General features: G+C 59.8%; 6 protein-coding genes. All 6 read left to right on the top strand.

What is annotated here, in order from left to right; translation table 11 throughout:
- The first annotated feature begins 21 nt into the window (after nt 1-21).
- The 6 genes from BMZ46_RS01515 to BMZ46_RS01490 all read left to right on the top strand — a co-directional run bounded on the left by BMZ46_RS01515 (nt 22) and on the right by BMZ46_RS01490 (nt 14782).
- Nucleotides 22-4401, top strand: coding sequence for a SpvB/TcaC N-terminal domain-containing protein (locus BMZ46_RS01515; RefSeq protein ID WP_368086113.1), 4380 nt, complete (start codon nt 22-24; stop codon nt 4399-4401).
- Nucleotides 4398-7181 carry an RHS repeat-associated core domain-containing protein gene (locus BMZ46_RS01510; RefSeq protein WP_052266525.1) on the top strand — a complete coding sequence of 928 codons (2784 nt, stop codon included), beginning with the start codon at nt 4398-4400 and terminating at the stop codon, nt 7179-7181. Before BMZ46_RS01515 ends, BMZ46_RS01510 begins: the two co-directional genes overlap by 4 nt.
- A gap of 55 nt (nt 7182-7236) precedes the next feature.
- Nucleotides 7237-9999 carry an RHS repeat domain-containing protein gene (locus BMZ46_RS01505; protein ID WP_254778402.1) on the top strand — a complete coding sequence of 921 codons (2763 nt, stop codon included), beginning with the start codon at nt 7237-7239 and terminating at the stop codon, nt 9997-9999.
- A gap of 79 nt (nt 10000-10078) precedes the next feature.
- Nucleotides 10079-11839, top strand: a complete 1761-nt coding sequence (locus BMZ46_RS01500; protein WP_074688400.1) for a sensor histidine kinase — start codon at nt 10079-10081, stop codon at nt 11837-11839.
- A complete protein-coding gene (locus tag BMZ46_RS01495; protein WP_074688402.1) occupies nt 11839-13167 on the top strand; it encodes a sigma-54-dependent transcriptional regulator in 1329 nt (442 codons plus the stop codon). The genes BMZ46_RS01500 and BMZ46_RS01495 overlap by 1 nt, the downstream gene beginning before the upstream one ends.
- Before the next feature lie 295 nt (nt 13168-13462).
- On the top strand, nt 13463-14782 hold the full coding sequence (locus tag BMZ46_RS01490) for an MFS transporter (RefSeq protein WP_074688404.1): 1320 nt from the start codon (nt 13463-13465) through the stop codon (nt 14780-14782).
- Nucleotides 14783-14840 lie beyond the last annotated feature (58 nt).

Below are 14840 nucleotides of genomic sequence, written 5' to 3'. Positions count from 1 at the left end.
AATGGGCGCAGTTGGAGTGAGATGGGTGAGACCGGGCAGCGCTCTCACACCTTGCCGCTGCCATCACTGTCTGCCCCCGGCCGCACGCTGGTTCCCGAGTTGCAACTGGTTTATGACGGCAATGGGGGCAACAGCACGTACGGACTTGGCTGGGATCTGCCGTATGCAGTCATCTCGCACAAGACCAGCAAGGGCGTACCTGAATATACGGACGGCGACGTCATGCATGCTGACGGCACCGACCTGCAGCCCGAACGGACGACGCGCGGCAAGATCAAGTCGACCCGCCGTACACGCGGCAAAGGCCGGCAGGCCAGAAAGTTTTCGGTGGTGCGCTATATCCCTCGTCTGGAAAGTACCTTCGCCCGCTACGAGCTCTGGACCGGTGACGACGGCCACGCCTTCTGGATAGTCCTGCACGCCGACGGCTCACAGCACTGCTACGGCAACACTCTGGATTCGTGCATTCACGATCCTGACGCCCCGACCCACATTGCCGTGTGGTTACTGGTGGAAATCATGAATGCCCTGGGTGAGCACATCTTTTACAAGTACAAGACTGACGATACAGACCCTGATCCGCGATTCGACTATTCGGCCCAGCGTTACCTGTGTCAGGTCTGTTATGGCAACAAGACCGCCAGTGACGAACTGTTGTGCCTCAAACATGAAAAACCAGAGATTCTGGATTGGTTTTTCCACCTGATCATTGACTATGGCGAACGTCCCGTCGGACTGGATGACGTACCACCGTTTGACGAACCAGACGGAAAAAAATGGTCGCTGCGCAGTGATCCGTTTCGCATGCATCGCTACGGTTTTCCAGTCGGCACCCGGCGCCTGTGCAAGCAAACTCTGTTGTTCAACAACATTGGCTCCAAGCGGGTGCTGGTCAATCGTCTATTGCTGGAACATAAACCGACATCGCATCTATACAACCACCTGACAGCGGCACATTACATGAGTTACGACGCTGAGGGCCGCGTCAAACACTCCCCTCCAATCGAGTACTGCTACAAGCCATTCGAACTCAACACGTTCCCCCAGGCCTTTCTGGCACTCGACCACATGCCAGGCCTCAATGACGGTCAGCCTTACCATTGCGTCGATCTTTACGGCGAAGGCCTGCCCGGTTTTCTCTGCCAATACGACAACGCCTGGTACTACCGCGAACCCCTGCGTGGCACTCCCGGCACGGACGAAATCGTCTACGGCCCCTGGACCCTGCTGCCGCTGATTCCGAACGCCGACAGCAACAAACCGCTGGTGCAGATCCTCACCGACCTCACGGGTGATGGCCATCTGGACTGGGTCGTCGCCCATCCCGGCGGCAGTGGGTATTACACGCTTGGTCCGGACGGCACCTGGTCGTTGTTCAAACCGTTCAGCCAGTTCCCCGTGGAGTTTTTCCATCAACTGGCACAGATGGGCGACTTGAGCGGCGCCGGTCTGGACGACCTCGCACTGATAGGCCCGAACAGCGTCCGGGTTTATGCCAACCTGCGGGAAAAAGGCTTTGCACACGGCCAGAATATGCCCCATACCCCGGACAGATTGCCGCTGTTCAGCGACGCCCGTAACGAATTGGTGTCGTTCAGCGGGATGGGCGCCAGCGGCATGGAACTGTGCCGGATCCGCCATGATGAAATCCGTTGCTGGATCAGCCTGGGTCATGGTCGGTTTGCAGAGGGGTTCAAGCTGAGCGGTTTGAAGTTCGACTACGGCGAATTCAATGCCGACCGGGTTCGCATCGCCGATCTGGACGGTTCCGGTGCCCCGGCCTTCATTTACCTGTGCTCGGACCACTTCGAAATCTGGTTCAACCATGGCGGCAATGGTCTGGCTTCGACGCCAGTGTGCGTTCCATGGCCCCGAGGCGTGCGCTACGACAACCACTGCCAGGTGACTTTCGCCGACCTGCAAGGCATTGGCTGCGCCAGCCTGCTGTTGACCGTGCCGCACATGAAACCGCAGCACTTTGTGTATCACTTCACCAGCGAACGGCCGTACCTGCTTACCGGCTGCAACAACAACATGGGCTACAGCGCCACGCTCAAACACCGCAGCAGTGCGCAATTCTGGCTGGATGAAAAACAGTCGGAGCTGGAGGCATGCAGAAAACCGGTGTGTCGGCTGCCGTTTCCGCAGATGGTGCTCCAGTGCCTGCAACAACTGGATGAAATCACCGGCAATCTACTGAGCCAGTTTTTTGAATACTTCGAGGGTTACTACGACGGTATCGAACGCGAGTTTCGCGGCTTCGGCCGGGTCTGTCAGATCGACAGCGAACTCGAACCGGGCAAGGCCGAAAGTGGCCATACGGCGCCGACGCGCGTGACGCACTGGTTTCATACCGGCCAATGCATCAACCCGATACTCAGGAACATCTGTGAGCTGGATACAGAGGCCACCCCCTTGGGTGCCACCGTGTATTCGCGTTTAAACGCGGTAAAAGGCACTGACGTAATTCGCAAGCCCTACCCCGTCGAAGAAAATGAAATCGCTCGTGCCCTCAGCGGACAACTGCTGCGCAGCGAAGTGTCCCAGGCTGATGACTCCCCGCCCGTCCGATTGTTTTCCCTGACCGAGTGTCGCTACCGGGTTCGGCAAATCGTGGGCAAACCGGCCTGCCTGCAGGTGCTCGAGCAGGAAACCCGCAGCCATCAATACGAACGCGTCATGAACGACCCGACCTGCCAGCACGTGGTCAACATGGCATGGGACAAGTACGGTCGACTGACTCACGGTTTCACAGTGGCCTGTGCACGCCGCCGCACGAAAAATGACCCTCCGCCCTTCGAGCAGGAGGATCAACAGCTCGCCTGGATGGACAGCCATGATGAGCAACAGGAATTTTTTTATCTGACAGAGACACTTGCCGAATACATCAACCTGATCACTGACGGCCACTGGCTGCTCGGCTTGCCCAGCCGCCAGCGCGGTAATGCGATGAAGCTGCCCAAAGGCGATCTGCCGGACGGTTTGCGCGCAGCGGACATCAGTTTCGAAAATTTCGATCGGCATAAAGACAGCGCCAAGTGGAAAGCCGAACGCGAACTGACCTCGCTGTCGCAACATTCCTATCTGAAGGCCGCCGGCGAGATGCTTTACCCACCGTTGGCAGGACCGACGAAACAGGCCGTGTTCGACAAGAAGGCGCTGGAGGCCTACGCCGATACCCCGATTGTCATTCGGGATGAGCTGCGCAAGATCGGCTATGAGCCGATGAATCTGTTTTTCCCAGAAGATTCGGAAGAGGACAAACTGAAAAACCTGTGGTCGGCCGAAAGCGGATTCTTCACTTACACCGATGCCACGGGTTTCTACCACATCACCGCTGTGCAACAAACCGCCAGCCATGGCGAGACGCACATCACCTGGGACGACAATCACCTCTTCACCATTGCCATTACCCTCCCGGATGGCTGCACGACGACGATCGTTCATGACCCTCACACGCTCCTGCCCCTGAGCATCACGGACGCCAACGGCAACATCCAGGAAGTGCTTTATGAGCCGGGTGGCCAGCCCATGGTGCACAGTTTTCATGGCACCGAAGACGGCAAACCGGCCGGCTTCAAGCCACTGGCCGAGTACCCCGAACAGAAGAATCTGAGTGTCGAATATGCGCTTGCCAACCCTGAGGAAGTGCTGAAGTGCGCTGCTAGCGTGGTGCGCACCGACCTGTTCAGCTGGATGCCAGTGCTGCCGCCCGGAACGCTGCCGCGCAAAAGAAAGGAATGGATCGCCAAGGGGCTGATTCTGCCCGATGGACATATCCGCGCCTCGGCCCTGCGCTGGCTGAACCAGCGAAAACAACGCACGGCCAGCGAACAGACCCTGCTCGGAATCATCCGCACGGGCCCACGGCAGCCGGTACACAGCCTCAGCCTGGTTGCCGACCGTTACCACACCGATCTGCTGCAATTGATTCAGATGGTCATCGCTTACATCGACGGCTTCGGCCGCCCGCTGCAAAGCAAACAACTCGTCCCGCCGGGCGATGCGTTTGTGGCCACGCCCGGAAAGAGCCTTGCGCTGGACCGTGGCCAGCCGCGCACGGCACCGGCCGATCCGCGCTGGCGAGTCAGCGGGCGGGTGGAATACAACCACAAAGGCGAAACCATCCGCGTCTATCGCGCCTATTTCCTCGATACCCATAGCTACATCAATGACAGCTCAATGCGCGAGCACGGTTACCACGACCGGATGTTCTACGACGCCTTGGGCCGGCCGATCCAGACGATCAATGCGCTGGGCCATCTGGCGTTCGACATCCTGCACCCGTGGTTCACGCTCAGCTATGACTTCAACGACACGGAAGAACCGCCACCGGCCAAGCCTGCGAAGCCTGCGAAGCCTGCGAAGCCTGCCAAACCGGCGAAGAAGGTCAAGCCATGAACGCCAGCGTGCACCGGAACACACCGTCGGTGGCTGTCATCGGCCCGCGCGGCGAGGTCATCAGACAGGTCGAATACCTGCGCAAGGTCGCGGACGGCCCCGTTCAGGCGCTTGTCACCCGCCAACAGCATGACGTGGCCGGCCGCGCGGTGGCGCAACGCGACCCGCGCCTGCCCACGCCCAATACCCGGACCGTGTTTGCACTGAACGGGCAGGCGTTGAACACGATCAACGTCGATGCCGGTGTGAACATCACGCTGCCGGGACTGGCCGGGGAACCCCGGCAGACCTGGGACGCCCGTGGCAATCATCGACGCATGAGTCATGATCCACAGCTGCGTCTGGTCAGTCTTGAAGAGAATGGCGCAGCGGATATCGAAAAAAACAGCTATGCCGCCGCGACTGCCGATCCCCGATACAACCTGCGCGGAAACTTGATCGAGCAGAAAGATCCGGCCGGCACGGTCGAATTCAGAAGCTACGCACTGACCGGCCAGCTATTGAGCGAAACCCGCACCTTCGAGGATGCCCGGACGTTCACCAGCGGGCTGCTGTTCAGCCCGCTCGGTGCATTGCTCGAGAGCATCGATGCAGGTGGTCACCGGCAACAATCGACATACGATGCGGCCGGACAGCTCACCAAAGTGCAACTGCAAATCAGCGGGCAAGCCTGGCAGCCCATATTGAATGACATGCAATACAACGCCGAAGGCAAGGTCATCGAGCAACAAAGCGCAAACGGCGTCACCAGCCACTGGATTTACAACGATGCCAACGGACGGCTATGTCGGCACTACGCGCAAAAAGCTTCGGGGCAGACTCTCAAGGATGACGAGTACCGTCACGACCGGATTGGCAACATCACCGTCATTCGTGACCACACCTACACACCGACCTACTTCCGCAACCAGCGGGTCGACGGCGTTAGCGAGTTCGATTATGACTCCCTGTCACGTCTGATCCGTGCCACCGGCCATGACGATGCGCCGCCCAGGGACAATCCGGGCCTGCCGCAGCCAACAGATCCCAATGACCGGCGCAATTATGTCCAGACCTATGACGTGGACAAAGGCGGAAACCTGACCTGCGTGACCCATGTCCGCGACGGCAAAACCTACCATCGCCAGATGTTCGTCGACCCTGGCAGCAATCGCGCGGTGCGATGGAAAGAAGGCGATCGGATTCCGGACTTCGACGTCGAGTTCGATTCCGCCGGCAACCTGAAAGCCCTGCAGCGGGGCCAGCCAATCCAGTGGAACAGCCGCAATCAGGTGCAATCGGTAACCCTGGTCGAACACGCCAGCGGACCGCCAGACACCGAGCAATATCGATACAGCCAGGGCGTGTGCGTGCACAAACGGCTGGAAACCTACAGCGGCACAGTCAGCCACTTCGTGGACGTTCGCTACTTGCAGAACCTGCAGGTCCGCAGCAAGGAAAACGGCGAACTCCTGCATCTCATCACCGTTGCGACCGGCGTCGGACACGTTACGTGTCTGCACTGGGTGGACAAACAGCCGGTGGGCATCACCAACAATCAGCTGCGCTACTCCCTGACAGACCCATTGAACTCGTCTGTGATGGAGCTGGATGATTCAGCGCAGATGATCAGCAAGGAGACCTACACCCCCTACGGTGCTACGGCTACGCTGGCGGCACGTTCGCAGATTGAGGTGGATTACAAGTTCATCCGCTACTCGGGCAAGGAAATGAATATCGCCGGTCTGTACGACTATGGAGCACGGTATTACGCGCCGTGGTTGTGTCGCTGGATCAGCAGCGATCCTGCGGGAGATAACGACGGGCTGAACCGGTATGCGTTTGTCGGGAACAATCCGATCACTTATTTCGATAACGGTGGCACCCAAAGAAAACCCTCAGAGCAACGTCAGATGATCAATGACCAAGTAGCTTATTTATCCACTGCGCAACAGAACCTGGACGAGGTAAACCAACAGTTTGGCGATCTGACTTCGCCGGCAAAGTTTCGATTGAAGGTACTCAAAAACTTCATTTCTCTCGCTGGCCGGGCTACCGTTGGTTTCTTCTCTGCCTGGGCAGTAACCGGTCATGCGTTCAAAGAAAGTACAATTCCTGGCGAACTGCAAGGGCTGTCATTGGGAAACTTCACGGCTGACAGCGCCGTCGGGGCTTACGAAAAAATAATGGCCCCACTCAAGATGAACGCACCGATTTTGCCAAGGCATGCGAATCTGGAACCTGGCTCTATCCGGGATCAAAGCAGCGGAACGTCTCCCGGACCACTTGATAGATTCACAGTCAATCCGGGAACGTGGGAAGAACGGTCGGAGAATATCAGGACTTTGTTCAGCATCGTTCGAGACTCCGGAGGCGGTGCGATATTGCCTGGGGTATCAGAAATTTTCGAACTCATGCGCGTAGCCAAGGACGCAACCAAGGCCGAACAGCAATTGACCGCGATAGAGTTGGATGCCTATGACTCGTTACTCGACAACCTCGAAAAATCGATTGTTCAAGCGGCAGACATCGCCGAGGCCATATTTAACGAAATGGGCGTCGGGCAATTTTATGCGAACGATCTGGATTACTTGATTGATATCGGTCTCAGCAAAGTGGGGGCAACCGATAGCAGAGCGGTCAGTCGATCCGATATAAAAAAATATCGGGAAAAGGCACTGAACAGCCTTCACGAAACCCGCACTACCGTCAAACGGTACCGCCAGTATGCGAGCATAAATTTATCCCATCGCGCTCCAAGCAACAAAGTAGTCCACTGGTGGAACAATGGCGGCAGATAGCTCAATCCACCGAAACACCCCTTCGCTCACCGTGAATGACGGACGAGGCCTGCCCGTGCGCCAGGTCGCCTATCTGCGCACGGTCGCCGACGTCCCCGTGGAAGCGCTCGTCACCCGCCTGCGCCACGACATCGCCGGGCGACTGGTCGAACAGCAGGACCCGCGGCTGTCCGTGCCCAACCTCGTGAATGTATTCGGCTTGAGTGATCAGCCTCTCAAGATCGACAGCGTCGATGCCGGTCTTGGTGTGATCTTGCCAGGGCTTGCCGGAGAGGAACAGCAGCGCTGGGATGCGCGAGGCAATCACTGGCGTACAACATACGATGATCAATTGCGGGCGGTGAGGCGCGATGTAAACGCGATGGCCGGCGTAGAAAAGATGACTTACGCCGATGCCACCGAGGATGCCGGTCACAACCTGCGCGGACAGATGATCGAGCTGGAAGACGCGTCGGGCTCGCTGAAGTTTCACAGCTACGCACTGACCGGCCCGGCACTGCGAGAAACCCGCACCTTTCACGATGACAAAGCCTTTGTCAGCCGACGCACTTTCAGCCCGCTGAACACGGTACTGGAGACGATCGACGCCGCTGGCCACAAGCAGCAACCGACTTATGACGTTGCCGGGCAGCTCATACACACCCGGCTCCAGACCAACGGCCAGCTCAACTGGCACACCGTGTTGAACAGTGCTCAATACAACGCCGACGGACAGATCACCGAGCAACACGCCGGCAATGGCGTCATCAGCCGCTGGAACTACCGCGCCGCCGATGGCCGCCTGCATCGCCATTACGCGAAAAAGTCGTCTGGGGAAAAACTTCAGGATTACGAGTACGAATACGACGCGGTGGGCAACATCACCCGCATTCTCGATCACGCCTACATCCCGACGTTTTTTCGCAACCAGTTGGTCGATGGCCATCGTGAATTCAGCTACGACTCGCTGTACCGACTGATCCGCGCCACCGGTTACAGCGATGCTCCACCGAAGGACAACCCCGGCCGGCCACAACCGACTGATCCCAACGACCGGCGCAATTTCATCGAAACCTACGATTACGGTCCTGGCGACAATCTCGTCAAGACCACCCATGTGCGCGACGGTGCCAACCATACCTTCGAGACGAGCATCGATCCCGCCAGCAACCATGGCGTGCGCTGGAAACCCGGTGATCCACCACCTGAATTCGCCAAGCTGTTCGACCCGGCCGGCAATCTGCTGACCCTGCAACCCGGCCAGCCCATGCAGTGGAACCTTCACGGTGAACTGGAAAAAGTCACCCTGGTCGACCGCAACGGCAGCAGCGCCAACGACGAAGAGTGTTACGGTTACAGCCTGGGCAAACGGATCTACAAACGCCACGAGACCCACACTACGAAAGTCAGCCACTTCCACGAAGTGCGCTATCTGCCGGAACTGGAAATCCGCACCAAAGACAATGGCGAAGAACTGCACGTCATCATCCTCGACATCGGCCCAGGCGGCGCACGCTGCCTGCACTGGGAGAAAGATCCGGCGAACATCGGCGCTGATCAGCTGCGATTCACCTTGGCCGATCACTTGGGGTCGGCGGTCAAGGAGCTGGATGCTCAGGCGCAGTTGATCAGCGAGGAAGGCTATCGGCCGTTCGGAGTAACAGCGTTCTATACCAAGCGTTCCGCCATCGAGGTCGGTTACAAAACCGTACGTTATTCAGGCAAGGAAATGGATGCCACCAGCCTGTACTACTACGGCGCCCGGTACTACGCACCGTGGCTGGGACGCTGGATCAGCGCCGATCCGGCCTATGCGGTGGATGGATTGAATATGTATGCGTTCGTAGGTAACAACCCCATAGCCCGTGTCGATGCCGACGGACAGACCTGGCTCAGCTTCCCGGCTATCGAAACGTCTGAACAACGCGATACCAGAAAGGCTGCGAGTGCGGCGAAACAGGCCCAATATCAAGCCAATATGACGTTGTCACGGGCGGTCGACCGACATAAAAAGATCCTCGAGCTCACGACACGCAGGGCTCAGGAAGCCGAACAACAGATTCTCAACCACCAGTCTGCGCAAGCGCATGGCAAGTCTGCCGCTATTCGTACAGCCACGCATCTCGGTAATCAGACACTCAGCTATGGGGCGGGTATCGGCCTGGGTGCTGTCGGCGCGGTAATGGGCAGTGTCGCCGGACCGGTCGGCGTAGCGCTGGGCATTTTCCTGGGATTCGTCGTCAAAAAATCGGTAAGCATGGGATTGGACTTTGTCTCGGAAAGGATGGGCCTGAGCGCCTCGGTCAAATTCAAGTCGAGTAAGCTGAGCTCGGCCCGGATCGTGAAAAAAGGCGAGTACAAGACCATGAACTACGGTTCTTACGTCCTGAACAAGTTCCGAGCCATCGTCCAGGGCATGATTGCCATGAACAGAAAAGGCTGGCTCCGGGGCGGCAAGGAAGTGGGGCCTGTCGTTGCCAGCGTTGTCATGAAAATTACCAAAACACCTTTTGCCAGTGAGATCAGTGCCGCTCTAAGCACGATCGCGGGCACTTTCGAGATACTCCATGAAGTCGCCGGGGCGGGAGAGCCACTGAGTCCGGAGAAAAAAGCCAACGCGGACGCTAACATCGACGGAATGGTCAATGTGTTGAATGCCTCGCTCGGCGAGCTTCAGAACCATTTCGCAAACGCCAATCGCGAGTCGATCCATACTTACCGACCGCTGAATAAGGTGTTCGGCAGCGCTCCCGGAGACTCGATGGCCAGTCTGGCGGACGCCACGGGACACACTATCGCGCAACTGAGACGGACTCAGAACCTGATCAGGGCTGCATGATCGCGTGTCGCCACGCCCGGCACCTCAAGCAGTACATGTGCGTGCTATCGTGCTCGCCCGTCCAGCGCCTGATACCCCTATGCTCACGACTTCCCGCCCATTGCGTCTGATGCTGTACACCCTGCTGATCATCGCCGGTGCCGCGCTCGCCGCGACGCTCGCGATCCGCCACGCCGAGCGTCAGGCGCTTGAAGAAGACGCGGCTCGGGCCAATCAGCAATTGGCGCTGTATGCCAACTCGCTGCACACCCTGATCGACCGCTATCGCGCCCTGCCCGCCGTGCTTGCACTGGACCCGCAGCTGCGTGCGGCGCTGGCCGGTCCCGTGAGCGCCGAACAGCAGGCAGCGCTCAACCTGAAGCTGGAAAAGATCAACGGCGCCGCCCAATCCTCGACCCTTGAACTGCTCGACCGCACCGGCCTCGCGGTGGCCGCCAGCAACTGGCGTCTGCCCAGCAGTTACGTCGGTCACAACTACGGCTTTCGCCCCTATTTCAGTCAGACCCGCACCCAGGGCACCGGGCGTTTCTACGCGGTCGGCGTGACCAGCGGGATTCCCGGTTATTTCCTGTCCAGCGCGGTGCTCGGCGACAACGGCGAGTTCCTTGGGGCGATGGTGGTCAAGCTCGAATTCCCCGAACTCGAACGCGAATGGAGCCAGGGCAGTGACACCCTGCTGGTCAGCGATGCGCGCGGGATCATCTTCATCGCCAACCAGCCCGGCTGGCGCTATCGCCTGCTGCACCCGCTGAGCCCGGCCGATTACCGCGAGATCAAGACTACCCGCCAATACGACAAACAGTCGCTGGTGCCGCTGACACATCTGGCGCTGCGCAGCTTCGATAACAACAGTGATCTGCGCCGCGTCGAAGGCCCGCAAGGCACGGCGGATTACCTGTGGGAATCGCTCCCGCTGACCGCCGAAGGCTGGACCCTGCATCTGCTGCGCCGCCCGCAACTGTCCTTTGAAGACCAGCGCAATGCCGGGCTCGCCGCCGCCGGAGTGTGGCTGGCGCTGGTGTTCCTGTTGCTGTTCCTCAACCAGCGCTGGCGTCTGGCGAAGATGCGCCAGCGCAGCCGCGAAGAGCTTGAGCAACTGGTCGAGGAACGCACCCGGGATTTGCGCACGGCGCAGGACGGTCTGGTGCAATCAGCGAAACTGGCGGCACTGGGGCAGATGTCCGCCGCGCTGGCCCACGAAATCAATCAGCCGTTGACCGCCCAGCGCATGCAACTGGCGACCCTGCGTCTGCTGCTCGATCATGGCCGGGTTGATGACGCCTACAAGGCGCTCAAACCGGTGGATGAAATGCTCACGCGCATGGCCGCCCTCACCGGCCACCTGAAAACCTTCGCCCGCAAGAGCCCCAGCGGCTTGCGCGAACGGCTGGACCTGGCGACAGTGGTCGATCAGGCCCTGCAATTGCTCGATGCGCGTCTGCGCGATGAACAGGTCAGTCTGGTGCTGCACCTGACCCGCCCGGCGTGGGTGCGCGGCGATGCGATCCGCCTCGAACAAGTGCTGATCAATTTGCTGCGCAACGCCCTTGATGCCATGCAAGGCAAGCCGTGCAAACGTCTGGAAATCCGTCTGGAAGCCGACGAGCAACTGTGGCGCCTGAGCGTCATCGACAACGGCGGCGGCATCGCCGAAGAACATCTGGGTCAGGTGTTCGATCCGTTCTTCACCACTAAACCTGTGGGTGACGGGCTGGGTCTGGGGCTGGCAGTATCGTTCGCCATCGTCCATGAATCCGGCGGGCGCCTGTGCGCCGAGAATGGTGATAATGGCGCGGTGTTCAGCCTGACCTTGCCGATCGATCTGGAGGCGCACATCTGATGCTCAATTCGGTGATGGTGGTCGATGACGAAAGCAGCATTCGCAATGCCGTCGAGCAATGGCTGAGCCTGTCCGGGTTCGAGGTGCAGCTGTTCAGCCGTGCCGAGGAATGCCTGGCGGCGCTGCCCGCGCATTTTGCCGGGGTGATTGTCAGCGACGTGCGCATGCCCGGGCTGAGCGGTCTTGAGCTGCTGGCCGAGGTGCAGCGCCGGGATGCCGATTTGCCGGTGATTCTGCTCACCGGCCACGGCGATGTGCCGATGGCGGTCGAAGCGATGCGCGACGGCGCCTACGACTTTCTGGAAAAACCTTTCAGCCCCGAGACCCTGCTCGGCAGCCTGCGCCGGGCGCTGGACAAGCGTCGGCTGGTGCTGGAAAACCGCGCCCTGCACGAACAGGCCGACAACCGCGCCAGGCTGGATGCGACGTTGCTCGGTGTATCCCGTGGTTTGCAGACCTTGCGCCGGCAGGTGCTGGACCTGGCGACGCTGCCGGTCAACGTGCTGATCCGTGGCGAAACCGGCAGCGGCAAGGAACTGGTCGCCCGCTGCCTGCACGACTTCGGCCCGCGCGCCGACAAGCCGTTCGTGGCGCTGAACTGCGCGGCGATCCCCGAGCAACTGTTCGAAGCCGAGTTGTTCGGGCACGAGAGCGGCGCGTTCACCGGGGCCTCGGGCAAGCGCATCGGCAAGCTGGAATACGCCGACGGCGGCACGCTGTTTCTCGATGAAATCGAAAGCATGCCGCTGGCCCAGCAGGTGAAACTGCTGCGGGTGTTGCAGGAACAGAAACTGGAGCGGCTGGGGTCGAACCAGAGCATTCGGGTGGACCTGCGGATCGTCGCGGCGACCAAACCCGATTTGCTGGATGAAGCGCGGGCCGGGCGTTTTCGTGAAGACCTGGCGTATCGGCTGAACGTCGCCGAATTGCGCCTGCCGCCGCTGCGTGATCGTCGCGAAGACATTCCGTTGTTGTTCGAGTCCTTCGCCCAGAGCGCCGCCCAGCGGTTGGGCCGGACGTTCCCGCCGCTCAGTGGTGCGCAGTTGAGTCACCTGCTGAGTCATGACTGGCCGGGTAATGTGCGCGAGTTGGCGAACGTGGCCGAACGTCAGGTGTTGGGGCTGGATGAACCGGTGCAGGGTATCGATCCCGGCCAGTCGCTGGCGGCGCAGCAGGAGGCGTTTGAGGCGCAGTGTTTGCGGGCAGCTTTGACCCGGCACAAGGGGGATGTGAAAGCCGTGCTGGAAGAGCTGCAACTGCCGCGCCGCACGTTCAATGAAAAGATGCAGCGCCATGGACTGACCCGGGAGATGTTCGTACCCGACTGATCGCTTGATGATTGATCGTTCCCACGCTCCGCGTGGGAATGCCTCAATGGACGCTCTGCGTCCGCTTTGGGACGCAGAGCGTCCCCGGCTGCATTCCCACGCAGAGCGTGGGAACGATCACGCTGAATGAGCGGAAATCCGCTCATTCATTCCGGATCATCGGCAAAATCCCGCTCAACCCATCTCCCCAGCCCCTCTAAACCGGCCCTCCCCCCGTTGGCACAGCTCCTGCTATAGCCCTCGCAGGCTGCGTTCCAACGCGCTCCACAAAAACAATTAAACGAAGGATCCTTCAATGGATAACTCCAACGCCCTGCCCCTTGGGTCGGCTGCCGTGCCGGCCAAAGAACGAACCACCGCCAGTCGCATCAAGTCGATCTTCAGCGGTTCCGTCGGCAACATGGTCGAGTGGTACGACTGGTACGTCTATGCCGCCTTCTCGCTGTACTTCGCCAAAGCCTTCTTCCCCAAAGGCGACACCACCGCCCAACTGCTCAACACCGCCGCGATCTTCGCCGTGGGCTTCCTGATGCGCCCGATCGGTGGCTGGCTGATGGGCCTGTACGCCGACAAGGTCGGACGCAAAAAAGCCCTGATGGCCTCGGTTTACCTGATGTGCTTCGGCTCGCTGATCATCGCCCTGAGCCCGGGCTATGAAACCATCGGTGTCGGCGCGCCGATCCTGCTGGTGTTCGCCCGTCTGCTGCAAGGCCTGTCGGTCGGTGGCGAATACGGCACCTCGGCGACCTACCTGTCGGAGATGGCGACCAGGGATCGTCGCGGCTTCTTCTCCAGCTTCCAGTACGTGACTTTGATTTCCGGCCAGCTCATCGCGCTGGGCGTGCTGATCGTGCTGCAACAGTTCCTGACCACCGAAGAGCTGTACGCGTGGGGCTGGCGTATTCCGTTCGCCATCGGCGCGCTGTGCGCAATCGTGGCGCTGTACCTGCGTCGTGGCATGGAAGAAACCGAGTCGTTCACCAAGAAGGAAAAGTCCAGGGAAAGCGCGATGCGCACCTTGCTGCGCCATCCGAAGGAACTGCTGACCGTGGTCGGCCTGACCATGGGCGGGACGCTGGCGTTCTACACCTACACCACCTACATGCAGAAATACCTGGTGAACACCGTCGGCATGAGCATCTCCGACTCCACCACCATTTCCGCCGCCACGCTGTTCCTGTTCATGTGCCTGCAACCGATCATCGGCGGCCTGTCCGATAAAATCGGTCGTCGGCCGATCCTGATCGCCTTCGGCGTGCTCGGGACGATCTTCACCGTGCCGATCCTGATGACCCTGCACACCATCCAGACCTGGTGGGGCGCGTTCTTCCTGATCATGGCGGCGCTGATCATCGTCAGCGGCTACACCTCGATCAACGCGGTGGTGAAGGCCGAACTGTTCCCGACCGAAATCCGCGCCCTGGGCGTCGGCCTGCCGTACGCACTGACCGTGTCGATCTTCGGCGGCACCGCCGAATACATCGCGCTGTGGTTCAAGAGCATCGGCATGGAAACCGGTTACTACTGGTACGTGACCGCGTGCATCGCGGTGTCCCTGCTGGTGTACATCACCATGAAAGACACGCAGAAACATTCGCGGATCGTCACTGACTGACCGGGTTTATTCAGCCACTGCACTGGTGGCTGTTCTGGCCCCATCGCGAGCAGGCTCG

The organism is Pseudomonas sp. NFIX49, from assembly GCF_900115915.1.
GTDB classification, from domain to species: domain Bacteria; phylum Pseudomonadota; class Gammaproteobacteria; order Pseudomonadales; family Pseudomonadaceae; genus Aquipseudomonas; species Aquipseudomonas pharyngis.
This window is presented reverse-complemented; position numbering and strand designations above follow the sequence as displayed.